The 25,007-nt window shown below is 32.4% G+C and carries 25 protein-coding genes; 8 read left to right on the top strand and 17 right to left on the bottom strand.

Annotated features, from left to right (window positions below):
- Positions 1-12: 12 nt before the first annotated feature.
- The gene (locus tag RB619_RS20000; RefSeq protein WP_308100859.1) at positions 13-924 is read right to left on the bottom strand and encodes an OmpA family protein; all 912 of its coding nucleotides are present in this window, start codon (positions 922-924) and stop codon (positions 13-15) included.
- 185 nt (positions 925-1,109) lie between these two features.
- On the opposite strand from RB619_RS20000, the gene RB619_RS19995 reads away from it, so the two are divergent.
- Entirely contained in the window at positions 1,110-1,583 is a 474-nt protein-coding gene (locus tag RB619_RS19995) for a CYTH domain-containing protein (RefSeq protein WP_308100857.1), read from the top strand.
- 7 nt (positions 1,584-1,590) lie between these two features.
- Positions 1,591-2,556, top strand: a complete 966-nt coding sequence (locus RB619_RS19990; RefSeq protein ID WP_308100855.1) for a YpdA family putative bacillithiol disulfide reductase — start codon at positions 1,591-1,593, stop codon at positions 2,554-2,556.
- A gap of 80 nt (positions 2,557-2,636) precedes the next feature.
- Here RB619_RS19990 and RB619_RS19985 read toward each other — a convergent pair whose 3' ends face one another.
- From RB619_RS19985 to msrA, 4 genes are all read right to left on the bottom strand, one after another.
- On the bottom strand, positions 2,637-3,212 hold the full coding sequence (locus tag RB619_RS19985; protein ID WP_308100854.1) for a hypothetical protein: 576 nt from the start codon (positions 3,210-3,212) through the stop codon (positions 2,637-2,639).
- 15 nt (positions 3,213-3,227) lie between these two features.
- Positions 3,228-4,136: an OmpA family protein gene (locus tag RB619_RS19980; protein WP_308100853.1), complete on the bottom strand. Its 909-nt coding sequence runs from the start codon at positions 4,134-4,136 to the stop codon at positions 3,228-3,230.
- A gap of 131 nt (positions 4,137-4,267) precedes the next feature.
- A complete protein-coding gene (locus tag RB619_RS19975; RefSeq protein ID WP_308100851.1) occupies positions 4,268-5,836 on the bottom strand; it encodes a protein adenylyltransferase SelO family protein in 1,569 nt (522 codons plus the stop codon).
- A 48-nt stretch (positions 5,837-5,884) separates the two neighbouring features.
- A complete protein-coding gene (gene msrA, locus RB619_RS19970; protein ID WP_308100849.1) occupies positions 5,885-6,415 on the bottom strand; it encodes a peptide-methionine (S)-S-oxide reductase MsrA in 531 nt (176 codons plus the stop codon).
- 181 nt (positions 6,416-6,596) lie between these two features.
- On the opposite strand from msrA, the gene RB619_RS19965 reads away from it, so the two are divergent.
- Positions 6,597-8,084: an aminotransferase class V-fold PLP-dependent enzyme gene (locus RB619_RS19965; protein WP_308100848.1), complete on the top strand. Its 1,488-nt coding sequence runs from the start codon at positions 6,597-6,599 to the stop codon at positions 8,082-8,084.
- A 240-nt stretch (positions 8,085-8,324) separates the two neighbouring features.
- Here RB619_RS19965 and RB619_RS19960 read toward each other — a convergent pair whose 3' ends face one another.
- The 6 genes from RB619_RS19960 to RB619_RS19935 form a co-directional block, all read right to left on the bottom strand.
- Positions 8,325-10,067 carry an APC family permease gene (locus tag RB619_RS19960; protein WP_308100846.1) on the bottom strand — a complete coding sequence of 581 codons (1,743 nt, stop codon included), beginning with the start codon at positions 10,065-10,067 and terminating at the stop codon, positions 8,325-8,327.
- A 143-nt stretch (positions 10,068-10,210) separates the two neighbouring features.
- Positions 10,211-10,681 (bottom strand): nuclear transport factor 2 family protein, encoded by a 471-nt coding sequence (locus RB619_RS19955; protein ID WP_308100844.1) that lies wholly within the window; start codon positions 10,679-10,681, stop codon positions 10,211-10,213.
- Positions 10,682-10,733: 52 nt separating this feature from the next.
- Positions 10,734-11,258, bottom strand: a complete 525-nt coding sequence (locus tag RB619_RS19950; protein WP_308100842.1) for a hypothetical protein — start codon at positions 11,256-11,258, stop codon at positions 10,734-10,736.
- Positions 11,259-11,268: 10 nt separating this feature from the next.
- Complete coding sequence (locus tag RB619_RS19945) at positions 11,269-11,742, bottom strand: hypothetical protein (RefSeq protein WP_308100840.1); 474 nt, start codon at positions 11,740-11,742, stop codon at positions 11,269-11,271.
- Between the two features lie 6 nt (positions 11,743-11,748).
- Positions 11,749-12,426 (bottom strand): peptidoglycan DD-metalloendopeptidase family protein, encoded by a 678-nt coding sequence (locus tag RB619_RS19940; protein ID WP_308100838.1) that lies wholly within the window; start codon positions 12,424-12,426, stop codon positions 11,749-11,751.
- Between the two features lie 11 nt (positions 12,427-12,437).
- Entirely contained in the window at positions 12,438-13,103 is a 666-nt protein-coding gene (locus RB619_RS19935) for a fused MFS/spermidine synthase (RefSeq protein WP_308100836.1), read from the bottom strand.
- Positions 13,104-13,169: 66 nt separating this feature from the next.
- On the opposite strand from RB619_RS19935, the gene RB619_RS19930 reads away from it, so the two are divergent.
- The gene (locus tag RB619_RS19930; protein WP_308100834.1) at positions 13,170-13,721 is read left to right on the top strand and encodes a 1-acyl-sn-glycerol-3-phosphate acyltransferase; all 552 of its coding nucleotides are present in this window, start codon (positions 13,170-13,172) and stop codon (positions 13,719-13,721) included.
- A gap of 83 nt (positions 13,722-13,804) precedes the next feature.
- On the opposite strand, the gene RB619_RS19925 is transcribed toward RB619_RS19930, so the two are convergent.
- A complete protein-coding gene (locus RB619_RS19925; RefSeq protein ID WP_308100832.1) occupies positions 13,805-14,281 on the bottom strand; it encodes a helix-turn-helix transcriptional regulator in 477 nt (158 codons plus the stop codon).
- A 312-nt stretch (positions 14,282-14,593) separates the two neighbouring features.
- On the opposite strand from RB619_RS19925, the gene RB619_RS19920 reads away from it, so the two are divergent.
- The 4 genes from RB619_RS19920 to RB619_RS19905 all read left to right on the top strand — a co-directional run bounded on the left by RB619_RS19920 (position 14,594) and on the right by RB619_RS19905 (position 19,505).
- Positions 14,594-15,748, top strand: coding sequence for a M14 family metallopeptidase (locus RB619_RS19920; RefSeq protein ID WP_308100830.1), 1,155 nt, complete (start codon positions 14,594-14,596; stop codon positions 15,746-15,748).
- A gap of 77 nt (positions 15,749-15,825) precedes the next feature.
- Complete coding sequence (locus tag RB619_RS19915) at positions 15,826-16,305, top strand: Lrp/AsnC family transcriptional regulator (RefSeq protein WP_007805990.1); 480 nt, start codon at positions 15,826-15,828, stop codon at positions 16,303-16,305.
- A 91-nt stretch (positions 16,306-16,396) separates the two neighbouring features.
- On the top strand, positions 16,397-18,979 hold the full coding sequence (locus RB619_RS19910) for a phosphoenolpyruvate carboxylase (RefSeq protein WP_308100809.1): 2,583 nt from the start codon (positions 16,397-16,399) through the stop codon (positions 18,977-18,979).
- 10 nt (positions 18,980-18,989) lie between these two features.
- Positions 18,990-19,505, top strand: a complete 516-nt coding sequence (locus RB619_RS19905) for a DinB family protein (protein ID WP_308100808.1) — start codon at positions 18,990-18,992, stop codon at positions 19,503-19,505.
- A 91-nt stretch (positions 19,506-19,596) separates the two neighbouring features.
- Here RB619_RS19905 and recQ read toward each other — a convergent pair whose 3' ends face one another.
- From recQ to RB619_RS19880, 5 genes are all read right to left on the bottom strand, one after another.
- Complete coding sequence (recQ, locus tag RB619_RS19900) at positions 19,597-21,714, bottom strand: DNA helicase RecQ (RefSeq protein WP_308100806.1); 2,118 nt, start codon at positions 21,712-21,714, stop codon at positions 19,597-19,599.
- A gap of 130 nt (positions 21,715-21,844) precedes the next feature.
- A complete protein-coding gene (locus tag RB619_RS19895; RefSeq protein ID WP_308100802.1) occupies positions 21,845-22,258 on the bottom strand; it encodes a DNA primase in 414 nt (137 codons plus the stop codon).
- Between the two features lie 10 nt (positions 22,259-22,268).
- The gene (locus RB619_RS19890) at positions 22,269-23,237 is read right to left on the bottom strand and encodes a deoxyhypusine synthase family protein (RefSeq protein WP_308100800.1); all 969 of its coding nucleotides are present in this window, start codon (positions 23,235-23,237) and stop codon (positions 22,269-22,271) included.
- 104 nt (positions 23,238-23,341) lie between these two features.
- A complete protein-coding gene (locus RB619_RS19885) occupies positions 23,342-24,745 on the bottom strand; it encodes an arginine decarboxylase (RefSeq protein ID WP_144336257.1) in 1,404 nt (467 codons plus the stop codon).
- Positions 24,746-24,805: 60 nt separating this feature from the next.
- Positions 24,806-24,985, bottom strand: coding sequence for a hypothetical protein (locus RB619_RS19880; protein WP_144336256.1), 180 nt, complete (start codon positions 24,983-24,985; stop codon positions 24,806-24,808).
- Positions 24,986-25,007: the final 22 nt, after the last annotated feature.

Below are 25,007 nucleotides of genomic sequence, written 5' to 3'. Positions count from 1 at the left end.
ATATGTTTTTAATTATTTGATTGTAATGACAGTTCTTCTGTTGTTCGCTTTTCCCTCAGTGGTTGTGTTTTCACCCACTGGTTCATCTGGACCTTTTGATTCGGTTGTGATTCGAGAGGCATCAATACCGTTTTTAGCTAAATAATTTTTAGAAAATTCTGCACGTTTTTGACCTAAAACAACATTCGCATCACGATTTCCAACATCATCTGTATGTCCAACAATTAAAACAGAAGCATCTTTTACATGATCCATATATTTGGCAATATCAGCTACTTTTTGTTTTTCAACTGCAGTAAGATTATCGCTTGATTTATTGGTATTAAAATGAAGAATTAATGGATCAGCATTTATTTTGTCTCTCAGGACTGTCCATTCGTCAGAAGCTGTTGCAGTAGTATCAATAGCCTCAAATTTATATTCAGCAGGACCTAAAAGCGTATCTGCATTAGTTTTCCAACTGTCTATAATTTCGCCTTTAGTATCAAATTGAGAAGCCGTTAAACCTTTAGAAACAAAGTAGTTTTTTACGTCATTTGCCCTCGCTAAACCAAGATTTTCAAACTTAGTAGTATTGGTTTCATCAGAAGTAGCGTAACCTGTTATAGTCACTTTTTGCTTAGGATTAGAAACTAAAAATGTTTTTAAATTTTCAATTCCAATTGTAACAGAATCACTTACTGGCACAATCAATGTAGCACTGTTTTTTAAGAATTTGAGGTTGTCATTGGTTCGGAAATTAATTCCTGATCCATTAAGAACAAAAGGAACAAAATTGTTGTCCTTGGCCAGAACTGTTGGTACTTTTTCTGTATCAGCCGCTGGTGTTTCCGTGCTGCAATTGCAACAAAATTTCACATACAAAAACGTACCTAAAATAATGGTTAATGCAATGCCTAAGAGATAAAGTGCTTTTTTAGACATAAGTTCACAAGTTAAGATTCTATCAAATTTAGCGAATTAAAACCTTGTAACGTGTTAATAATCAATTAAATTGGTTTTGATTTAAAGTTAAGAGGTAAGTATTTTGAATTCTTTTGGTAATTAAAATCATTTCCCGACCTGAATTAAATTGAGTAACTTGCAGTAAAATTAATTGAAGTATCAAAATGGTTGAAATTGAAAGAAAGTTTCTTGTAAAATCGGATGATTTTAAAGAACAGGCTTTTACTCAAAATAAAATTGCTCAAGGCTATTTAAGCTCTATTCCTGAAAGAACAGTTCGCGTACGAATTAAAGGAACAAGAGGTTTTTTGACTATTAAAGGAATTGGGCATCAAGGCGGTATGTCGCGTTTTGAATGGGAAAATGAGATTCCGCTTGAGGAAGCACAGGAATTGCTGAAATTATGCGAAAAAGGAAAAATTGAGAAGACTCGATTCGAAATTAAATCTGGAAATCATGTTTTTGAAGTTGATGAATTTTATGGCGAAAATGACGGTTTGATTATGGCTGAAATTGAACTGAAATCTGAAACAGAAACTTTTGAAAGACCAGATTGGCTTGGTGAAGAAGTTACAAATGATGAAAGATATTATAATGCTTATTTGAGCAAAAAACCATTTAAAGACTGGGAAAAATAAATGATTTATGACAGATTATGATTTGATCATTGTTGGTGGCGGTCCAATAGGGCTTGCCTGTGCAATTGAAGCTCAGAAGAAAAACTTACGTTATTTAATTATTGAAAAAGGAGCAATTGTAAACAGTATTTTCAATTATCCTTTATATATGACTTTCTTTTCTACGGCTGAAAGATTAGAAATTGGTGACATTCCGTTTAATTGTTTGGCACCAAAACCAGGACGTCAAGAAGCGTTAGAATACTATAGAAATATTCACCGATATTTTAATTTCTCCATTAATCTCTTTGAAAAAGTTACTAAAATTCAGAAAAAGAGCTTAAATCATTTTGAAATTATAAGTGATAAAAATACTTATATAGCTAAAAATGTTGTGATTGCAACTGGATTTTATGATATTCCGATTACAATGAATGTAAAAGGAGAGGAATTGTTAAAAGTTCGTCATTATTATAAAGAAGCGCATGAATATGCTTTCCGAAATGTTTTGGTTGTTGGCGCTAATAATTCATCTGTTGATGCTGCTCTGGAATGCTGGCGAAAAGGAGCGAACGTTACAATGGTAATTCGCAAAAACGAGATCAACAATAGAGTGAAATATTGGGTCAAACCCGATATCGAAAACCGAATTGCGGAAGGAAGTATTAAAGCCTATTTTGAATCGAATATTACTGAAATTCGAGAAAACGAAGTTGAAATTGAAACTCCCGGGGGAAAAGTTACAATTGAAAATGACTTTGTTTTGGCTTTAACAGGCTATAAACCAGATTTAATTTTTCTTGAAAATAGTGGCATCCAGCTTTCTGATGATGAATTGAAAATTCCAGTTTACAATCCTGAAACAATGGAAACAAATGTTGAAGGGTTATTTCTAGCTGGCGTTGTCTGTGGCGGAATGCAGACGCATAAATGGTTTATTGAGAATTCAAGAATCCATGCTAAAATGATTGTGGATTATATTGTTTCGAAATAATATTTGATGAACTGCAATGTTTTGGTTTTTTATAGAACAAAAAAGAGCTGGTTTTAGCCAGCTCTTTAAAGGTTTATAGATTAGTCCTTTCCTCCGTCTAGAATATCTTGCCATTCTTTAAGCTCTTTCCATTTTCCAGAATATGCAAGCTCAGCTTGTCTAGTCCAAGTTCCTGGATTATGTAATGAAAAACTTTCACCTCCAGCATCTAAAATAGCTTGCAATTTTGTAGCTGACGTTTCAGATAATTTTTTCCATGTATTTATTCCAGCATTATGAAGTAATTCTTCAATTTTTGGACCAATTCCTTCCACTGCTTTTAAATCATTCTCTTTTATTCTTTTTCCAAAAATAGCATAAGCTGCTTCACTATTGAAAAGAACTGAAGGAGTTCTATTAGAAGTAAATGTGTTGATATTATTTACCGTAGAGAGTGATTTATTTTCTAAATCTGAAATTTTTGCCTTTAATTTTACTTCATTAGATCTGCAAAAATCTAAATCAGATGTTAAATTAGTTATTGTTGTTTTTTGTTCTTGTAAATACTTGGAATGAAAAACTTCTCCTTTTTTTGAACTCATTTTTCCAATTAGGTAACCTAAAATTCCACAGATTAGCCCCACCAATGCAGGGATTAAGATACATGGTATATTCATAATATTTAAATTTAATTATTTTATTGTAACTACTGTTCGTCTATTTCTTGCCTTTCCATTTGCTGTTTTATTATCTGCAACTGGTTCATCAGGACCTTTTGATTGTATTTCTATTCTTGATTCTTTAATTCCATTTTTGACTAAAAAGTTTTTAACGAAATCTGCTCTTTTTTGTGCTAGAAGTGTGTTGGTTTTATAATTTCCAACATTGTCAGAATGACCAACAATTAAAACCGAAGCTTCGGAAACTTGCTTTGTATAAGAAGCAATGTCTTTTAGCTTTTGATATTCTTCTGGGGTTAATTTTATTTTTGACTGATTAGTATTGAAATATAAAGTAAGAGGGTTTGCGGTAATTTTATCTTTCAATAAACTTAATTCATCTGAATTAGTTGCAACTGGAAGATCCAAATCGTTAAACTTAAAATTAACCGGACCTGAAATTGTGTCATCCAACATTTGCCATGAATCCGTAATTTCCCCTTTTATATCAAATTGCGATTCGGAAAAACCTTGACTAAGAAAAAATGCTTTGATATCATTAGCACGGGCTAAACCAAGATTGTCAAAATTTGTTGTGTTTTTTTCGGTAGAAATTGCATATCCTTTGATTGTAATTTTTTGCTTAGGGTTTCCGATTAAGGCCGATTTCAGATTTTCTAATCCTATTTTTATGGAATCAGAAATTGGCATAATCAATTTAGCATCATTTACAAGGAATTTCATATTATCATTACATTGATAATTAATTCCGGAACCGCTTAAAACAAATGGATTAAGTTCTTGTACGGGAATTTTGACAGCAACTTTGTTGTCATCTGTTTTTGAAGGCATGCAGCAATTACAACAAAATTGAAGATATAAAAGAGTCCCCAATATAATTGTCGCCACAATGCCTAATAAGTAAAATAATTTCTTAGACATAATTTTATAGTTTATATTTCTTACAAAAATAAGATATAAACTATAATTAAAATATAGTAATAGGGTATTTTTCTGGTTAATTAATTTTTAATTTTAATTTTTTTGTAATCCAAAATAAAAATATAAAAGTACTAAGAACTGCAAGAAAGCATAGAACAGCCTACTTTTGATCTTGCCCAATCTGGGCGTTTTACAAACCATTTTTCATATTCCGGTTGTTCGTCATATGGTTTTTGCAAAAGCGTATAAAGTTCGTCAATTAAAGAATAATCATCTTTGTCGGCAGCATCGATGGCAAGCTGTGCCATATAATTTCGAAGCACATATTTTGGATTAATAAGATTCATTTTTTGTGAACGTTCCTCATCTGAAAGACTTTCAGATTTTAATCTTTCTAAGTAATCAGAAAACCATTTTGTCCAGATTTCTAAAATTTCTCCCGAAACTTCTTGTGGTTTATAAAATGAATATTTAATTTTTTCAATTGCTTCTGGTGCGAAATCAGATTTTTTGATAGTGCTTAAATTTCTGAAAAAGATAGTCATATCTGTTTCAGTCAATTGCAAATTGTTTTCCAAATCTGCTATTAATTCATTGTCAGTTTCAGTTGAAGTAAATAATCCTAATTTACTTAAAAACATCTCTTTATAATCAGAATCAAAATCAATCATAAATGATTCTAGTATTTTTTCTAAAGGTGCGGCTTCATTAATTAACGGATAAATTGCATTGGCTAATTGAAACAAATTCCATTGCGCAACTTGTGGCTGATTTCCAAAACGATATCTTCTGTTTTGGCTGTCGGTTGTATTTGGTGTCCAGTTTGGATCATAATTTTCAAGCCAGCCATACGGACCGTAATCAATTGTTATTCCGTGAATCGACATATTGTCTGTATTCATTACCCCATGCACAAAACCAACGCGTTGCCAGTTCAAAATCATTTCGCGGGTTGTATCAGCTACTTTTTTAAAGAACTGCAAATATTGTTCTTTTGGTTCACCGCTGATTTCCGGAAAATAATGTTTGATCGAAAATTCCACAAACTGTTTTAAATTTCTTAGTTCATTTCTAGAAGTAAGCATTTCGAAACTTCCAAATCTGATGAAAGATGGCGCAACACGACAAACAATAGCGCCTTTTTCGTATGCAGGATTTCCGTTATATAATATATCGCGTAAAACTTGATCTCCAGAAAGAATCAATGAAAGCGATCGGGTAGTGGGAACGCCTAAATGAAACATGGCTTCAGCGCATAAATATTCTCTAATTGATGAACGCAAAACAGCTAAACCATCTGCGGTTCTTGAATAGGGAGTTTTCCCAGCACCTTTTAACTGTAGCGTGAAAAATTGATTGTTATTTTCAATTTCAGTTAGATTTATTGCGCGTCCGTCTCCAAGTTGTCCGGCCCAGTTTCCAAACTGATGTCCAGCGTAACACATAGCAAAAGGCTGCGTTTTAGGAAGAATTTCTTTTCCTGAAAAAACATTGAGAAATTCTTCAGATTGAATTTCTTCCTTTGAAATTCCAATTAATGATGCAACTTCTTCTGAAGCATGAATCAGTTTTGGATTTGAAGGTATTGTTGGATTTACATACGAAAACAAAGTATTTTTCACCTGACGAACTTCTTTTGTTGTTTCTGGGTCTGCAGGTAATTCGGCTGTAAATCGATTATTTATTTTTAGATTTTTCATTTGTATTTACTTTGCCATTCTCGATTAATATCGGGAATAGCTAAAAATTTAAATTAACCTGTCGGCGTACATTTTTTTCAGTTTCTGCACTTTTGGATCGATTACGATTTGGCAGTAACGCGCATCTTGATTGTTATTGTAATAGTTTTGATGATCTTCTTCTGCTTCATAAAACACGTCAAAAGCGGTCAGTTCTGTTACGATTTTGTCATCATAAAAAGGTTTTACCTCTTCAAAAACTTGCTGAGCAATTTCTTTTTGCTCTAAATCATGATATAAGATAATCGAACGGTATTGAGTACCAACATCTGCTCCTTGACGATTAAGCGTGGTAGGATCATGACTTGTCATAAATATAAAAATCAAATCGTGATATGAAATTATGTCAGGATCAAATGTGACTTGTATCACTTCAGCATGTCCGGTTCTGCCAGTGCACACTTCGCGATACGGCGGATTCTTAATAAAACCACCAGAATATCCTGATTTTAAATATTTTACTCCATTTAAACGCTGAATTACAGCTTCAATACACCAAAAACATCCTCCACCAAAAGTGGCTGTTGCTAAATTTCCCATAGAATTGTATTGTTTAAGTTTCTATTGCCCCATTAATCCGATAGAATATTATGATAAATTGCTAAAATAATGTGTATTTAGTTAAATATACTAAACGGTTATGTAATATTTGAAGTTTACAATTGATAAATTCGCAATTTTATAAAAAAGCCTTTATATTTGCATTCAAACTCTCACTGTAATGAATAGCAAAAATAGTACCATCACTTTAGAAACATATTTTCAGGATTTTCGTAAAAATATTGTTGGCATAAATCAAGAATTTACTTCGCCTTATGGCAAAAAACAAATCATTTATACGGATTGGACTGCCAGTGGAAGGCTGTATCGCCCGATAGAAGAGAAGCTTTTGAATCAATTTGGACCTTTTGTTGCGAATACTCATACTGAAACTACTGTGTCAGGTACTGCCATGACAAAAGCATATCATCATGCCAGACATATTATCAAGCGTCATGCAAATGCTAATCAGGATGATGTTTTAATTACAGATGGAACTGGAATGACTGGTGTTATCAATAAATTTCAGCGTATTTTAGGATTGAAAATTCCTGAAAACCTTAAGAGCTGTACAACTGTTCCTGATGAGAAAAAACCAATTGTGTTTATTTCTCATATGGAACATCACTCGAACCAAACGTCTTGGTTAGAGACAATTGCAGATGTTGAAATTATTCCTTCTTGTGAAAAAGGACTTTTCAGTCTGTATCATTTAAAAGAGCTTTTAGAAAAATACAAAGACAGAACTATAAAAATTGCTTCGATTACTTCATGTTCAAATGTTACGGGTTTGAAAACTCCTTTTCATGAAGCAGCAAAATTAATGCATCAATATAATGGGGTTTGTTTTGTTGATTTTGCCTGTTCAGGACCTTATGTAGAAATCGATATGCATCCTGCAGATCAGGAAGCATATTTAGATGCAGTTTTCTTTTCGCCTCATAAATTTTTAGGTGGGCCTGGAACTTCAGGTGTTTTGATTTTCAATAAAAAATTATACAATAATATGATTCCCGATTGTCCTGGTGGAGGAACCGTAAGCTGGACAAATCCTTGGGGTGAACATAAATATATTGACAATATTGAAGATCGTGAAGATGGCGGAACTCCAGGATTTTTGCAGGTTATAAAAACGGCGCTTGCAATTGAACTGAAGGAAGAAATGGGAATTGAAAACATTTTGCAACGCGAGCACGAAATTGTTGATTATGTTTTTAGTGCATTAGAGCCTGTTGAAAATATTAAAATTTTAGCGGGTCAGCATAAAGATAGATTAGGTGTTGTTTCATTCTTTATCGAAAATCTTCATTTTAATTTAGGTGTAAAATTACTTAATGATCGTTTCGGAATTCAGACTCGTGGCGGATGCAGTTGTGCTGGAACTTACGGTCACTTTTTGCTTCATGTTGATCAAGAAACGTCAAATAAACTGGTTAATGAAATTACGATTGGTGATTTGATCAAAAAACCGGGATGGATTAGAATGTCAATTCACCCAACGACGACTGATGATGAAATTGCTTATGTGTGTGATAGCATTAAAGAATTAGCTAAAAACCACGAAACTTGGGCTTTAGATTATTCTTATAATAAAAACACAAATGAGTTTGTTCATAAAAACGCAACTTCGTTTGAAGATGAATTAGTGGAAAGCTGGTTTAAATCGTAAGATTTTGGTTTAACCGCAATGTTCACAAAGAATTACGCAAAGGACGCAAATTTTTAATATCATAAACCCGATAGGTTTTTAAAACCTGTCGGGTTTGTTGTTTCTTATGAAAAAGATACTTCTAGCTTAGCCCCGATAGAAGTGGAAATCCTTTTGTAATGGGGTTCAGTACAAAAGATTGTAACGGATAGCGGGACTTTACGTCTTGAAAAAACTGATGTTTCTGCTCCTTTAAAAAAATTACATAATTAATCGTACGCCGCCTAGATCTGAAACTCGGTAAGAGAATTTGTTTCCGGGTGAAGCGATAAACATGAAGTTTTTTGGAATGTTCCATTTTTTTGAAAGCTCATCGATAAGATCAGGGCCAAATGTACCTTTTAATTCTATGTATTCGATGTCAATGCCGTCGTAGGCTCGGTCTAAAACTTCCAGATCTTTTTTTAAAGCTTCGTTGTTTGTTCCATCATTTTTGACGTGGACAATTTTTAGTTTTTTCGTGGTTTCATTATTTTCAACATATTGCAACACTTTATTCAGCATCGCAATGTCATCGCCTTTGGTAAAAAACACAAATTCCTGAGAATTAATTTTTATGCTTAAATTTTGGAGATAGCGATTACTCAAAATTACCATTCGGCGCAAAGGCTGATAGAAATATTCGAGCGCTTCGATAAGAAGTTTGATAAGTGCAACGCGATTGAGCATTATTCCAATAAAAAGCAAGGACGGAACCATGTATTTTAAAAAGGTATAAAAGGCATTAATGTTTAGTTCCATGTTGCCAATAAATGCTGCAATTACAAAAATAACTGCTGTGACAACTGCAATGCCACGGGCACGCTCTGGTCGTGGGAGTTTTCGGCGCTTGAATTTCAATAATAAATTCCCGATTCCGAAGAGCGCCATTACTGCCAGAAATGAAAAAGTATAAACGCCAGCGAGTGATTCTAAATGTCCTTGTGTGGCAAAAAGTACTGAAATACAAAGAATTAAAAAACTGATTACGATTCTGTAATGAGAACCTCTTTTATTTTGTTTCAAGAAATAGTTTGGTAGAATTCGGTCTAAAGTCATTCTGTTTAAAAGTCCCGAAACACCTACAAATGAAGTTAATACGGCTCCGCATAAAACTAAAACGGCATCGATAGAAATTAACCAAGCTAACCATGAACCGCCAGTTGTTTCACCTAAATGGGCTAAAAGTGATTCTTTGTTTTCGCCCACTTCGCTTAACGGAATCACACTAATTAATAAGATTGCAATTGCTGGATTAAAAAAACTAACGATTCCCCACATATTACGGAGTGTTTTTGGGAAAATTCCGTGTTCTTGTTCTTCTACAAAATTTGCAGAACTTTCAAAACCCGAAATTCCGAGCATCGCTGCAGAAAATCCGAGAAAGAGTGCCGTTTTGATATTTCCTGTCGCGAGTGGCGTCTGCCAATTTATGTGAAAAGTTTCAAGACCATGAGAAAATAAAAACCAAATTGATGCAAGAACCAAAAGGGTTAGAGTCGTAATATGAGTAACAAAAATGATTACGGCAACAAAAGCGGATTCTCCAATTCCTAAAATTGCTAGAAATGTAAATAAAATCAAGATGACGACTGTTGCGATTGTTACATTTAAGCCTTCGAAAATTCCATGTAAATAATGCATTCCCTCTGAAGCTGAAATTACCGCGGTTGCCATGTAAGACAAAACGGTTAATGTTGCAGCAAGAGAGGCTAGTTTTTTTGTTGAAGTATTTAATAAAACATTGTAAGCTCCACCATTTAAAGGAATTGCGCCAACAACTTCGCCATAAATTTTTCGGAAAAGAAATAAAACAACTGCTACAATTAATAAAGAAATCCATGCATATTGACCGGCATATAATATAGTAAGCGCCGAAACATAAAGGCAAGAAGAACTGATATCGTTACCACAAATGGCTGTTGCCTGTAACTGGTTTAATTTTTTGTGTACAATTTCTTTCATGATTATTCAAGATTACAACATGATTTACTTTATAATTAACAGCAACAAATTATTTAAAATCTTTATTCTGCGGACAGTTTCTTGGAATTTGAAACCGAATTATATCAAGTTAATCTGAAATTTGAATACTCAAGTTACGAAGATTATTTGGATTGCTGGAACTTTTTAAGAGAGAGCAAAGCCTGTTCTTGAATTTTGTTGTGAAAAAAACCTGTCCATCCTAATAAATAACCGGTTACTCCAAAAGCTTGTTTAGACCATTTCCATACATCAAAATTATCAGTATGTTTGATAATTAATCCGTCTTGAAAAACAAATTCAGCAAAAATACGATTAATCACTTTTCTATTGGTTTTGCTAAAATTGTAAGTAGCCACCCATCTTGCTGATCCAGAAAATTCATCGGCTTTTACATCTGAAAATTCAATTTTTATATTGCCTTTACTTTTTAAAATAAGCATTTCCCACATTTGTGAAACTTGCTCCTCTTTAAGTAAACCAAAAGCGGGATCTATAAAATGAACTTTTGGATGATAGCATTCGCTCATTGTTTTGGCATCGGCGTTTGCAAAAGCGGTATAAAATTTTGTAATTAAACTTTCGTTGGCGTTCATGTAGCTTTTAATTAGAGTATAAATATAATATTTATTATCTTAAGTTTTTTCTTTATAAAACGCTAATTTCTTTTGCTGTATCAAAAGTCTTTTTTGATTTGTCGTATGCCGTTGAAAAATAAGAACTTCTGTTCACAGCAGTAAAATACCCAGTTTGGTTTCCAAATGAATTTGAGGTCCCTGCAATAATAAATCGGATTGCCTGAATATCTGTTTTTTTAAGTTTGGCCATTTCGGCCGGAGTGAAGTAATAATAGGCCGTTGTTTTTCCGTCTGTACTTTCTTTGACATTTTTGTCAACACACGGAATCACGTCACCATTTGCCAAATCTACATAAACGCCTCCAGAAATTCTGGACTGATTATTTGCTGTAGCAATGGTTAGTTTTAAAATGCCGCCTTTTTCTGTTTTTGCAATTTGAACATTTGTTTCGCCTGAGAAAGCATATTTTTCGCAGATAAAAATATAATTCTGCGTTGCCGGATAAGGTTTTGAGCCTTTTACACTAATGGTTTCCTGCGCATTGGCAAAGTTTGTAATCAACAATAATAAAAACAGCGGTATTTTTAGACTCATATATTTTTTGTTATTCGGTTATTTTAGCATCAAATTTTTCATCCCAATCCATAGATTTTATGGCAGAAATCAAATTATTTTCATCTACAAAAACTCGAAGTTCTTTATTTGCTACTTTTTTAGAGTACAAAGCATGATAACGATAAATAACTTCTTGTTTGGTTTTATAAACGCCATCTAGCTTCAAATCAATAAAACTTCCATAATACTGCCTAAATCTTGTACAAGTTTTAGTAAGTCTTTCTTCAGTTGTATTTTCCATTACTGATTTGGTTACTTCCGTCTCATTAAATGGTTTAAATTTTGAAGTATTGCAGGTTTCCAAAACACGTTTGCCTAATTCGTATGCCTTTTTTTGCTGGTTCGAATTAATATCAGAAACTGCAATTTTTTTAATTTTCAAATCGTCAGTATCTCTGCTGACCGTTTTTGATTTGCATCCTATAAGCAACAACAAACATATAATCAATCCTGCTTTCTTCATAACTATTTATGTTATTTTTAATAATAAATTGGGGTCGGGACAATTTTCTATATAAAAATTAAGATCTCTTGAATTGCATACTCCGGGATAATCTCCCCAAAAATCTTCAATATTTTGAATAATCTGAAAGTGAACATGCGGTGCATAATCACCATTTACAGTGGCATTGCCTAGAGTTGCAATTTGTTCTCCTTTTTTAAAAAATTTCCCAACGCTTAAGTCGTCTAAACTTTCTAACGATAAATGTCCGTATAAAGTATAAAATTTTTCATTTTGTATTTCATGTTCCAAAATAATCGTTGGTCCATAATCGCCTAAACCAACATTATTTTTAAAACTATGCACTTTGCCGTCAAGCGGAGCATGAACAGTGGTGCCCACTTTTGTCCATAAATCTAAACCAATATGAATATTTCGTTCTGGAATAGAATCATTTCTAAAAATGGTACTCCTTTTATATAAGGTTCGACCTTCAATGTAACCACCAAACGCTACTTCGGCATTATTTTTTGATAAATAATCTGAAATAAAAATTTCAAATTCGGCGGCATTTTCTGGTCGGCTGTCCATTAATTCGTCATTATTGGCTGATAAATCTAAAGGAATGTACTTTGAAAAATCAATACTTGAATCAATGATTTTAGTAGGTGGTAAGGCGTTTAAAATTGCGGAAAGGGGTTTCATAAAAATAAAATTTAAGCTACTTTTTCTATAATAATTAATTCATTATGAACCTCAATGCGAGGCAGCATTTTTGAGGAAAACAATTTAGGATTTATTTCTGATATGTACTTCCTATTTCTAACATTATGTGCTTCATCTAAAATCATGGTATTAAAAAGTACAAAACCTTGATTGTTTAATAAGGAGCAGACACGTTCGCTAAAAAAACGTTCAAACAGGAAATTTGGCATTTTGATATCTTCAAAAATATCAATTATAATTAAATCGTATTTCTCTTTTGTTTTTAAAACAAACTCAAAGGCATCATCTATAACTAATTCAAGCTGTTTGATTTCATTTAAATTAAAATACTGATTAGCAATCTGAATCATTTCAGGATCTATTTCGACTCCGGTAATTTTACCTTTATATTCAATTTCATCTACTAAAGTTTTTATCACACTGCCACCAGCAACACCTAATACTAAAATATTATTCATTTCTAAAATAGTAGGATAACCAATATTTCGCAAGCCGTATCTTAATATACGCTGCAGACTTCCATAAGAATAATTCGTGTTTTCAGAATCTAAAACCAATTCACCATTTGCCCAAGTAACCTCGATTGTTTTGCTTCGAGCCGATTTTTTTTTGAAAATTTTTATGGGAATTAGGTAACTGAATAGTTTTTGAATCATTTTATAAGGCTTTTACTCAAAAATACATTTTAAATCTTTTATTTTTGCAGAAATAATAAATTTTTAATGAAAAAACAGTTATATAAATTCATCTTCTTTAAGCTGATGGGCTGGAAAATAAAGGGAATAGAAAATGCTAATGTAAAAAAAGGCATTCTCATGGTGATGCCACATACTAGCAATCATGATTTTTATATTGGTATATTTACGAGAGGAATTTCTGGTTTGGAAATGAATTGGGTAGGGAAGAAAGAATTGTTCAAATTTCCGTTTGGTTATTATTTTAGAAATGTTGGAGGTGAACCGCTTGATCGAACTGGCGGATTGAATAAAGTAGATTCAATTGCAGCAATTTTTGATCGCAAAGAAACTTTCCGTTTGGCCGTTGCTCCAGAAGGAACCCGAAAAGGTGTAACCGAAATCAAAACTGGTTTTTATTATATTGCGCTTAAAGCAAATGTTCCAATTGTTCCTGTTGCTTTTGATTGGGGAAAGAAAGAAGTTAATTTAGGAGCACCATTTTTTCCGACAGGAAATTATGAAGCCGATTGGGAAATTTTAAAAATGCATTATAAAGGAGTAGTAGGTAAAATTCCTGAAAACGGATTGCAAGTCTAAAATCTCAATATTTTTTCAGATGCGTGAGAATCGCTTAAATGAAAAATAATTTTGAAAATTTTCAAATACGCAAAATTTCTGAATTACGGGGCATATACCTTAAATGTCCCGTTTTTATAAAAAAACACGATTTTCTCAATTTCTTTTTCTTCAGAAGAAAAAAACGACTTTTTTTCAACATCGTTTTTTTTTGTCTCTTCAATATTTTCTCCTTTATAACTTATCTCGGAAAATAAATCAGCTCCAGTAAAATCTTCATTGAACAAAGTAGGAGAGACGCTGTTTTCAATTTCACTATTCGAAATGACTTTTGGGATTGAAATTTCGTCAGTACTTTTTGGAAAATTTCCCTTTCCATTTAGCAGCCAATACAAATCAACATCAGGAAAAACTTCAAGAATTTTCATGACAAAATCCAAGCTTGGTTTGTTTCGGCCAGATAGGAGATGAGACATACTAGAACGTTGCACGCCAATTCTGTCGGCAAACGAAGAGGCATTTATGCCATAATAATCCAGTATAGTTTCCAGTCTTTTTACAAAATCATCGATGTTTACCATTGTAAATTATTTTAAGAAATAGCTATGTTTACAAATGTAACAAAAATAAATATGATTAGCAATTTTACAGATGTAAATCAAATAAAAACTGAAATAAATGTATAATTAAAACTTTAAATGATTAGCTATAACTAATTGAAAAAGAGATGTTAACTATGGTGAGTATTAATTTGTAACATTTGTCAATTATAAGATTTTATAAACCTTTAAAATCAGAAGAAATTCTGTTTACAATTCTAAATTTTTATATATTTTCAGGGTTTACAATTGTAAAAATAAAGATGTTTACTTTTGTAAACAAATCAAAAGACAATGAATTTAGAAGAATTATTTAACCAGTACAAGGAACAATCTATATCTGGCCGTTATCTAACTTTAGATCATATTGAGCCTTTGCTAAATAAATTAAATACCAATAATCAAGTTTCAGTTATAGGTCAATCCGTTTTAGGACTACCTATATATAGTTACCAAATTGGTACAGGAAGTATACGTGTTTACTTATGGTCGCAGATGCATGGAAACGAAAGCACCACGACAAAAGCATTGTTTGATTTCATTAATGTGCTAAATAGCGGATCAAAGTTTGCTGAAAAAATGCTTAATACATTTACTTTTTACAGCATTCCTATACTAAATCCTGATGGTGCGAAGTTGTATACACGCGAAAACGCGAATAAAATCGATTTGAATCGTGATTCACAAAACTTGACGCAGCCAGAAAGCAATGTTTTAAGAGATGTTTTTGAAAGTTTTAAGCCTCATTTTTGTTTTAATCTTCACGATCAAAGAACAATATTTGGGGCAGGAGAAACTGGAAAACCCGCAACGGTATCGTTTTTAGCACCTTCTTATAATGAAGAAAGAGAAATAAACGAAAATAGATTAACCGCTATAAATCTAATTGCTGGAATAAATGATGAATTACAAAAACACATTCCGGGACAAGTAGGACGTTTTGATGATTCATTTAATATAAATTGTATAGGAGATACTTTTCAATTTTTAGGCGTTCCTACAATATTATTTGAAGCAGGGCACTATGCAGGCGATTACGACAGAGAAATTACTAGAAAATTCATATTTTTCTCACTAATTACGGCGTTTAAACTCATCTCCGAAAACGATTTAGTTGATAATAGAATTAATGATTATTTGAATATTTCACAAAATAAAGTCGTTTTTTATGATTTTATGTATAAAAATATCAAAATAAATTATGATGGTATCGAAATTATTACGAATTTTGTCGCACAATACAAAGAAGAATTGATTGAAAATAAGATTCATTTTAATGCTTACATAGTTGAAGCAGGAGAATTAGAAAATTATTTTGGACATTATGAATATGACGCAAAAGGCGCAATTTATTCTGATGACCACGGTAATTTTCCGAAATCGAATCAAAAAGCAGATTTTTATTTAAATAAAAATACTAAATTTGTTAACGGGTTGATAAAAAGTTAATTTTTATGTGAATTTGTTGTTTTTTATATATATTTTTATACTTTGTAATAGCAATTAGTAATATTAATTAAAGAATTATGAGTAAATTTCGTTTAGATGAAGTAGATCACCAGATTTTAGATATGTTAATAGACAATACGAGAGTTCCGTTTACTGACATTGCAAAAAAATTATTGATATCTGCTGGAACAGTACATGTTAGAGTAAAAAAAATGGAGGATGCCGGAATAATCATGGGGTCTTCATTAGCCTTAGATTACGATAAATTAGGGTATTCATTTATTGCTTATGTGGGTGTATTCCTTAATAATACGTCTCAAACAAAATTTGTATTAGAGAGAATCAATCAAATCCCTTTCGTGACTGTAGCTTCTGTAACAACAGGTAAATTCAACATTTTTTGCAAAATTAGAGCAAAAGATACTAAGCACGCGAAAGAAGTTATTTTTATGATTGATGATATCGAAGGAGTTTACAGAACAGAAACTATGATTTCATTAGAGGAAAGTATTAACGATAAGAAGCGTTTGATGCATACTATTTTCAAAAATATGTAAGAATTCCTCTTGAATGCTATATAAAAATATACCTCAAGTTTATTCTTGGGGTTTTTTTATGACTAATTAACCAAACAACTACAACACAATTATGTACACGTTACCAAAAATTGAACGTTTTAACCAAGACGTTCTTTCTAAATACCACATCTATAATAGTGTCTTTATAACATTACCATTTGACTCTATCGATAATACTGGAGTTTTATTGCCTTTGTTTACAGAGACTTGCGAAACGGGATTTAAAAAACAAGAAACACCAAAAGAAATTTTTGATTTTTTCTCGAATAAATTTCTGAACAATGCTTCAGAGACTGAAAAAATTGATTTGATGTTTCGTTTTATTCAATATATAGAGCGTCAAATTGTATTATTTGATGCTATCGAGGATGCAGCTTTTCCTGAAGTTAATAATATGGAAGGACGCGGTTCTTTGCGCGATATAAAAGAAAAGGCTGATGCAAAGGAGAAGGATGATGAATTGGTTGAATTTTTAGAAAATTTCAATGTTCGAACGGTTTTAACGGCGCATCCAACTCAATTTTATCCTGGTCCAGTGTTAGGAATTATTAATGACTTGACCGAAGCAATTCGTCAGAATGATTTATTGCAGATTAAACAATTATTGGCACAGCTAGGAAAAACTCCTTTTATCCAGCATGAAAAACCAAATCCTTACGACGAAGCTGTAAGTTTGATCTGGTATCTTGAAAATGTATTTTATGCAACTGCGGGTGAAATTGTACATTATCTTCAAAAAAATCTTCATGATGGAAATCCAATTCAGAACCAATTAATCAAACTAGGTTTCTGGCCAGGAGGTGATAGAGACGGAAATCCTTTTGTTACTACTGATATTACTTTGAAAGTTGCAGATCGTTTGCGTACATCAATTTTGAAATGTTATTATATTGAAATGAGAAATTTAAAACGCAAGCTAACTTTCTCAGGTGTAGATGTTTTAGTGTCTGAACTTGAACATAAGCTTTATCGTTCTGTATTTTATTCTAAAGGTGAAATTTTCATTACTTTAGACGAATTATTGACGCAGCTTGATAAAATCAGAACAATTATTATTGAAAAACACCAGTCTTTATATTTAGACGAATTAGAGGCATTTTTGGTGAAAATCAATTTATTTGGATTCCATTTTGCAACTTTAGATATTCGTCAGAATAGTAAAATTCATAATGCTGTATTTAAAGATGTAGTGAATCATTATTTGAATTCGGGTTCAGCTATTTTTCCGAAAAATTATTATGAACTGACTGAAGATCAAAAAATCGACGTTTTATCAAAAGTAAAAGGAGACTTAAATCCGAGTGATTTTGAAGATGAAATTACAAGATCAACTTTAGAGTCTGTTCAAGCGATTAAAACAATTCAGCAAAATAATGGTGAAGAAGGCGCAAATCGCTACATTATCAGTAATAATGAAAGTGCTTTGAACGTAATGGAAACTTTTGCCATGATTCGTTTGAATAACTGGGAAAACCCTACAGTTGACATTATTCCACTTTTTGAATCGGTTGACGATTTGCAGAATGCGCATTCTATCATGGAGCAATTGTATACAAATCCAGAGTATGCTAAGCATTTGCAAGCAAGAGGAAATAAGCAAACTATCATGCTTGGTTTCTCTGACGGAACAAAAGATGGTGGTTATTTAATGGCAAACTGGAGTATTTATCAGGCTAAAATTTCATTGACAGAAATCTCTAGAAAATACGGCATCAAAGCTATTTTCTTTGATGGGCGTGGTGGACCGCCAGCTCGTGGAGGAGGAAAAACACATAAATTCTACGCTTCATTAGGACCAAAAATTGAAAATAATGAAATCCAGATAACTGTTCAAGGACAAACAATTAGTTCAAATTTTGGAACTTTGGACTCATGCCGTTATAATATCGAAAACTTATTAAGTGCTGGAGTTACAAACCAAGTATTTAAGAAAGAAGAAAATGAATTAAGTCCAGAAGAAACTGCTATTTTAACGCAATTGGCTACTTTAGGATATGATAAATATTTGAGTTTTAAAAATCACCCGAAGTTTATCCCGTATTTGGAGAAAATGAGTACGCTGAAATATTACTCAAAAACTAATATTGGAAGTCGCCCTTCAAAAAGAAGCAAATCAGAATCTTTGGATTTTGCTGATTTAAGAGCAATTCCGTTTGTTGGTTCTTGGAGCCAATTGAAGCAAAATGTACCAGGATTTTTTGGAGTAGGATCTGCTTTAAGATATTTTGAAGAGTCAGGACAATGGGATAAAGTGAGTGATTTGTATCATAATTCATTATTTTTCAAAACACTACTTGAAAACAGTATGATGTCATTAGCAAAATCATTCTTGCCATTGACTGCATATATGAGTAAAGACCCTGAGTTTGGTGAGTTTTGGCAAATTATATTTGATGAATTTTCAGAAACAAAACGACTTTTGCTTAAAATTGCTGGACATAAAACTTTAATGGAAAATTATCCTGATGGTATTGCCTCAATTCAGATTAGAGAGCGCATTGTTTTGCCTTTGTTGACAATTCAGCAATATGCTCTTTTGAGAATCAACGAATTGAATAAAAAAGAAGGTAATGAAGAATTGATCAAAGTGTACGAGAAAATTGTTACTAGATCTCTTTTTGGAAATACAAACGCGAGTAGAAACTCTGCTTAAAAATTATAAAATGAATTCAGATCAATTATTAGAAAACGAATATTCTGGCGGATTTGCTAATTATATTCGCGAAGCTGGAAATGTAAATTTGATTGAAGAGTTAGAAATTTCTCTACATAGCTTCATCAGATTTGTTCAAGATATTCCAATGGATAAATTTGATTATCGTTATGCAGAAGGAAAGTGGACAATAAAAGATATTATTCAGCATCTTTTGGATTGTGAGCGTATTTTTGTTTATCGCGCTTTAAGATTCTCGAGAAATGATAAAACGCCTTTGCCAAGTTTTGAGGAAGATGATTATGCAAATAGTACAGATTCAAATAAAAGAAGTATTCAGGAATTATTAACTGAATTTTCGGCGTTAAGACATTCAACTTTATTGTTTTACAAAAGCTTATCTGAAGAACAACTTAAAAGAATTGGAACTGCCTCTAATAATCAGATTTCAGTTAGAGCATTAGGTTTTGTGGTTATTGGCCATCAAAAACATCATCAAAAAGTTTTTGAAGAAAGGTATTTGTAAGGCTTTAAATAATTATATAAAAAAAATCCTGTGAAGTTATTTCACAGGATTTTTTTTATGCAATCTTGTCATTTGACAAAAGTGAGTATTCTTATGAAATAGTTTGTTGTTTTCTCTCAATAAAAGCCAATCCAAATCGGATTTTATCATAAGACATTTTTTCTTCGAAATATTCGAAATAGGGTCTTAAAGCGGTAGGACTTTCTAATTCAATTTGAGCTTTTTGAATTTGATCGATTTCTTTTTCAGAAACAAACTGACTTAAATCTAAATCATTTCCGTCAGCGTACAATTTTGCTAAATGAGAAACAATCGTAGTTTCGCCTAGATTTCTTTGTCCGGCAATTTCCTCAATAGAAAGCCCATTTTGAAATAACTCCAAAGTTTTTACATAAGTGCTTTCCTTTTTTTCTTTCTTAACAACCGATTTATTTCTTTGGAATTCGATGATTGCGTTAATGAAATCCGAACCATATTTTTCTAATTTTGCTCTTCCAACACCTTCAATAGCAAGAAATTCATCATCACTCATTGGTCTTAAAATTTCCATTTGCCTTAAAGAAGCATCGCTGAAAATCACGTATGCCGGAACTTCTTCTTCCTGTGCAATTTCATAACGCAATTTTCTAAGCGTTTCAAATAATGAATTTTTAGTTGCTTTTGCTTTTTCTTGTTTTATTTCATTTTTATCAATTACTTTCTTAACTACGGTTGTTAGCTTTACTTTTTCTCCTTCGAACAAAACTTTTTTAGCAAAAGTGGTGAGCAAAATTTTATTGTGTTGATGAAACGCAATTTCGCAATATCCTAAATTAATTAGCTGAATTAGATATTGATTCCAATCGTACCAAGAAACATCAGCGCCAATTCCGTACGTTTTTAGCGTTTGATAATTTTTTTCGTAGATATACGCGTTTTTTGAGCCTCGTAAAAAATCTACAATTACGGCTAATGGTTCAGATTCTTGCAATCTCGTTATAGCCGAAAGGGCTTTTTGCGCGAGAATAGTCCCATCGAAAAAAGTTGGAGGATTTTTGCAAATATCGCAGTTTCCGCAATTTTCAGTTACTAATTCTCCAAAATAGGAAAGCAATATTTTTCTGCGACAGCTTACAGCATCTGCATATTGCTTCATTCGATCTAATTTCGCAAGTTGAACATCAGAGTTCAATCCTTCAGAAGCAAATTTTTGAAGCTGAATTACATCGGCATAACTTTCAAATAAAACAGTTTCGGCTGGCATACCATCACGGCCCGCACGCCCAATTTCCTGATAATAACCCTCAATGTTTTTTGGAAGATTATAATGAATTACCCAACGAACATTCGATTTGTCAATCCCCATCCCGAAAGCAATCGTAGCGCAAACCACTTGACAGTCGTCATTAATGAATTCATCTTGAGTCTTTGCTCGTTTTGTATTATCTAAACCTGCGTGATACGCTTTCGCAGAAATACCATTTTTAGATAATTTTTCAGCAAGTTCTTCTGTTGTTTTTCTGCTTAAACAATAAATAATTCCAGACTCGTTAGGTTTGTTTTCAACAAAATCAATAATTTGTTTCACTCGGTCTAGCGCAGGACGAACTTCAAGACTTAAATTTGCACGATCAAATGAGGCTACAAAAGTCTTGGGATTTTTTAAGTTCAACTGTTCTGTGATATCTACACGAGTTGCTTTATCTGCCGTTGCAGTTAATGCAAGGATTGGAGTAGAAGGGAAGCGGTTTTTTAAATATCCTAAATTTGTATAGGCTGGACGAAAATCATGTCCCCAAGATGAAATACAGTGCGCTTCGTCAATTGCAATTAAGCTGATTGTCAATTCGTTAAAAGCATTATCTAAATAAGATAAACTTTCTGGTGCAATGTAAACGAGTTTAAAAGTATTTGACCTTAAATTATCAATATAATATTGCTGTTCTTCAGATGTTTGACTGCTGTTAATAAAACATGCAGAAATTCCGTTTGTTTTTAAACTGTCAACCTGATCTTTCATTAATGCAATCAAAGGAGAAATTACAATCGTAATTCCTGGCAAAATAAGTGCTGGCAATTGAAAACAAATTGATTTTCCGCCCCCTGTTGGCATAATGGCGAGCGTATCTTGACCAGATAAAACCGTTGTTATAATGGTTTCTTGATTAGGTCTGAATTTTTCAAATCCAAAGTTCTCTTTTAATTTGGCATGTAATAGTTCCGAAGTCATGTAATATTGGTTATAACTTTAAATAATTGCTTTAAAAAATTAAATATAATTAATTTCTTACAAATACAAATAATGGTTGATAAAAAAAAGGAACTCTTTTGAGTTCCTTCGTTTTTATAATTTAAAATGATTAGTCTTCATCATCTTCGTCATCATCTTCATCAGCTATATCGTCTGGGTCTCTGTCTTCATCATCATCGTCACCACCATCAGTATCTGGTTTATCCTGATTGTCATCTTCATCATCGTCATCATCAGCTGCATCATCATCAAGATCAAGCCCTTTTACTGGCTCGATTGTGTCAACATCAAGATCGATATCATCATCTTCGTCATAATTTTCAATTCTGTCAGCAAGTTTAGTACTAATTTTTACTAAATAAATAGTGTCTTCAGTACGTACTTCAACAGCTTCTACTAATTCGTTTTTAGCGTTTCTAAAACGGATAACATCCGAATCATCATAACCATCAGGAAATTTTTCAACCAAAAGGTTTAAAATTTCGTTTGTCAGTTTGGCGTAGTCTACTATAACTCTTTTCATAAAAAATATCCTATAAATCTAATAAATATGCAAAAATTAACGGCGCAACGATCGTAGCATCCGATTCGATAATAAATTTAGGGGTTTTGATGTCTAATTTACCCCAAGTGATTTTCTCATTTGGAACAGCTCCTGAATATGATCCGTAACTAGTTGTTGAATCAGAAATTTGACAGAAATAACTCCAGAAAGGAACATCGTGCATTTCCATATCTTGATAAAGCATTGGAACAACACAAATAGGGAAGTCACCTGCGATACCACCACCAATTTGGAAGAATCCGATACCGTTACTGCTGTTTTTTGAGTACCAATCTGCTAAGAAAGTCATGTACTCAATTCCAGATTTCATTGTTGACGCTTTTAATTCGCCTTTAATTACATATGACGCAAAAATATTTCCCATTGTACTATCTTCCCAACCTGGAACGATAATTGGAAGATTTTTTTCAGCTGCTGCATACATCCAGCTGTCTTTTAAGTCAATTTCATAATATTCTTCAAGAACACCAGACAATAACATTTTGTACATGAATTCGTGTGGAAAATAACGCTCTCCTTTGTCATCTGCATCTTTCCAGATTTTGTAGATGTGTTTTTGCAAACGTCTGAAAGCCTCATGCTCAGGAATACAAGTATCTGTTACACGGTTTAACCCTCTTTCAAGCAATGCCCATTCATCTTCTGGTGTCAAATCACGGTAGTTAGGAACTCTTTCGTAGTGCGAATGAGCTACTAAATTCATGATGTCTTCTTCTAGATTGGCTCCAGTACACGAAATAATTTGTACTTTATCTTGTCTAATTATTTCTGCAAAAATTTTACCAATTTCAGCTGTACTCATAGCTCCAGCCATACTTACAAGCATTTTAGCTCCACTTGCTAATTGCTCTTCATACGCTTTAGCTGCATCTACCAGTGAAGCAGAGTTAAAGTGTAAATAATGTTTTTCAATAAACTGACTGATTGGTCCTTTCATTTCCTTTTTTTTGTTTTTGTTTGAATTAAAAAGTTTTTAACCTTTTACGATCTTACTGCAAATTAATAAATTTAAAGTAATTAACTTTTTAATTTGCGTTATTTTTATATTTTTTTCTTGTAGCCTAATATTTTTAAAACATCGTCAGAAGTTTGTTGTTCTGAGAAAACTTCTGTTGCAAGAATTCCGTTTTCGTCACGATCTATCAAAATATGTTTTGGCTGCGGAATCAAGCAGTGGTGTAAACCGCCATAACCTCCAATAGTTTCCTGATACGCACCAGTATTAAAGAAACCAATATATAATGGCTTTTCTTTGTTGTATTTAGGCAGATAAATTGCGTTCATATTTTGTTCAGAGTTGTAATAATCGTCACTATCACAAGTCAGTCCTCCTAATAGAACCCGTTCGTAAGTATCATTCCAGCGGTTGATTGCCAGCATAATAAAACGTTTATTTATAGCCCAAGTATCTGGCAAAGTAGTAATGAACGATGAATCGATCATATTCCATTTTTCTCTATCATTTTGTTGTTTTTGATACAAAATTTGATAGATTGCGCCACCACTTTCACCTACTGTAAACGAACCAAATTCTGTAAAGATATTTGGAACATCAACTTCAGCTTCTTCACAAGCAATTTTAATTTGATTGATAATTTCATCAATCATATATTGATAATCATATTCAAAAGCAAGCGAATTCTTAATTGGAAAACCACCTCCAATGTTCAAGCCATCAAGAGTAGGGCATTCTTTTTTAAGTGCAATGTAAACTTTAATACATTTTACAAGCTCATTCCAGTAATATGATGTATCGTTGATTCCGGTGTTAATGAAAAAGTGAAGCATTTTAAGCTCAAGTTTGTCATTCTCCTGAATTTGTTTTTTATAGAACGAAACAATATTTTTATAACCAATTCCTAATCTTGAAGTATAAAACTCAAATTTAGGTTCTTCCTCCGCAGCAATACGAATTCCAATTTTGAATTTCCCTTTAATTTCGCCCTGAAGCAAATCAAGTTCTTCGTAATTATCAATAATCGGAATAGTATTTTTATGTCCGTTATTGATTAATCGTGCAATATTACTGATGTATTCATCTCTTTTAAAACCATTGCAAATAACGTAAGTGCTTTTATTGATTTTGCCGTTTTCAAGCAAATTCTCAACAATATTAACGTCAAATGCTGACGAAGTTTCAATATGAATGTTATTCTTGAAAGCTTCATTCATAATGTATTCAAAATGAGAGCTTTTAGTACAATAGCAATAGTAATATTTTGCTTCGTATTTATTTTTTTCCATTGCTTTTCTGAACCAAGATTTTGCCTTGTTAATGTTTTCAGAAATTTGAGGCAAATAAGTAAACTTCAACGGAGTTCCGTACTGTTCAACAAGCTTCATTAAATCGATATTATGAAACTGAAGATTGTCTTTGTTTAATTTAAATTCCTCCTGTGGAAAATAGTATGTTTGGTTTATTAGATCAGAATATTTTGTATTCATTTAATTTTCAATATTTTAATTTGTATTTAAATTTAGTAAAAACGGCGCTAAATCTAAAATTCAAACTCTAATATTGGCAAAAATAATCGGCAGTTTTTCATGCTCGGCTTTTGAACAAAGGAAAACATCAAAACAAAACGGACTTTTACTATTATAAAAACGATCCAGCATTCTTAATAAAGAACTGTTGAGTCTGTTTCTGTAAGAGCTGAAATGTCTTTGTTTTCTGTTTGTTTTCATCGAGGCAAATGTAAAAAATAAT

Origin of the sequence: Flavobacterium sp. LHD-80, from assembly GCF_030929605.1 — a bacterium.
Classification (GTDB): Bacteria; Bacteroidota; Bacteroidia; order Flavobacteriales; family Flavobacteriaceae; genus Flavobacterium.
Note: the sequence above shows the minus strand (reverse complement) of the source record. Positions and strands in the feature narration are given on the sequence as shown.

What these genes read in the sequence shown, in the direction of transcription:
- RB619_RS19965 (WP_308100848.1), top strand. Translation starts at nt 6,597, where the DNA reads ATGAATAGCAAAAATAGTACCATCACTTTAGAAACATATTTTCAGGAT.
- RB619_RS19950 (WP_308100842.1), bottom strand. Translation starts at nt 11,258, where the DNA reads ATGAGTCTAAAAATACCGCTGTTTTTATTATTGTTGATTACAAACTTT.
- RB619_RS19925 (WP_308100832.1), bottom strand. Translation starts at nt 14,281, where the DNA reads ATGGTAAACATCGATGATTTTGTAAAAAGACTGGAAACTATACTGGAT.
- RB619_RS19995 (WP_308100857.1), top strand. Translation starts at nt 1,110, where the DNA reads ATGGTTGAAATTGAAAGAAAGTTTCTTGTAAAATCGGATGATTTTAAA.
- RB619_RS19980 (WP_308100853.1), bottom strand. Translation starts at nt 4,136, where the DNA reads ATGTCTAAGAAATTATTTTACTTATTAGGCATTGTGGCGACAATTATA.
- RB619_RS19895 (WP_308100802.1), bottom strand. Translation starts at nt 22,258, where the DNA reads ATGAAAAGAGTTATAGTAGACTACGCCAAACTGACAAACGAAATTTTA.
- RB619_RS19890 (WP_308100800.1), bottom strand. Translation starts at nt 23,237, where the DNA reads ATGAAAGGACCAATCAGTCAGTTTATTGAAAAACATTATTTACACTTT.
- RB619_RS20000 (WP_308100859.1), bottom strand. Translation starts at nt 924, where the DNA reads ATGTCTAAAAAAGCACTTTATCTCTTAGGCATTGCATTAACCATTATT.
- RB619_RS19955 (WP_308100844.1), bottom strand. Translation starts at nt 10,681, where the DNA reads ATGAACGCCAACGAAAGTTTAATTACAAAATTTTATACCGCTTTTGCA.
- RB619_RS19910 (WP_308100809.1), top strand. Translation starts at nt 16,397, where the DNA reads ATGTACACGTTACCAAAAATTGAACGTTTTAACCAAGACGTTCTTTCT.
- RB619_RS19915 (WP_007805990.1), top strand. Translation starts at nt 15,826, where the DNA reads ATGAGTAAATTTCGTTTAGATGAAGTAGATCACCAGATTTTAGATATG.
- RB619_RS19930 (WP_308100834.1), top strand. Translation starts at nt 13,170, where the DNA reads ATGAAAAAACAGTTATATAAATTCATCTTCTTTAAGCTGATGGGCTGG.
- RB619_RS19905 (WP_308100808.1), top strand. Translation starts at nt 18,990, where the DNA reads ATGAATTCAGATCAATTATTAGAAAACGAATATTCTGGCGGATTTGCT.
- RB619_RS19990 (WP_308100855.1), top strand. Translation starts at nt 1,591, where the DNA reads ATGACAGATTATGATTTGATCATTGTTGGTGGCGGTCCAATAGGGCTT.
- RB619_RS19945 (WP_308100840.1), bottom strand. Translation starts at nt 11,742, where the DNA reads ATGAAGAAAGCAGGATTGATTATATGTTTGTTGTTGCTTATAGGATGC.
- RB619_RS19920 (WP_308100830.1), top strand. Translation starts at nt 14,594, where the DNA reads ATGAATTTAGAAGAATTATTTAACCAGTACAAGGAACAATCTATATCT.
- msrA (WP_308100849.1), bottom strand. Translation starts at nt 6,415, where the DNA reads ATGGGAAATTTAGCAACAGCCACTTTTGGTGGAGGATGTTTTTGGTGT.
- RB619_RS19935 (WP_308100836.1), bottom strand. Translation starts at nt 13,103, where the DNA reads ATGATTCAAAAACTATTCAGTTACCTAATTCCCATAAAAATTTTCAAA.
- RB619_RS19975 (WP_308100851.1), bottom strand. Translation starts at nt 5,836, where the DNA reads ATGAAAAATCTAAAAATAAATAATCGATTTACAGCCGAATTACCTGCA.
- RB619_RS19885 (WP_144336257.1), bottom strand. Translation starts at nt 24,745, where the DNA reads ATGAATACAAAATATTCTGATCTAATAAACCAAACATACTATTTTCCA.
- RB619_RS19880 (WP_144336256.1), bottom strand. Translation starts at nt 24,985, where the DNA reads ATGAAAACAAACAGAAAACAAAGACATTTCAGCTCTTACAGAAACAGA.
- recQ (WP_308100806.1), bottom strand. Translation starts at nt 21,714, where the DNA reads ATGACTTCGGAACTATTACATGCCAAATTAAAAGAGAACTTTGGATTT.
- RB619_RS19940 (WP_308100838.1), bottom strand. Translation starts at nt 12,426, where the DNA reads ATGAAACCCCTTTCCGCAATTTTAAACGCCTTACCACCTACTAAAATC.
- RB619_RS19985 (WP_308100854.1), bottom strand. Translation starts at nt 3,212, where the DNA reads ATGAATATACCATGTATCTTAATCCCTGCATTGGTGGGGCTAATCTGT.
- RB619_RS19960 (WP_308100846.1), bottom strand. Translation starts at nt 10,067, where the DNA reads ATGAAAGAAATTGTACACAAAAAATTAAACCAGTTACAGGCAACAGCC.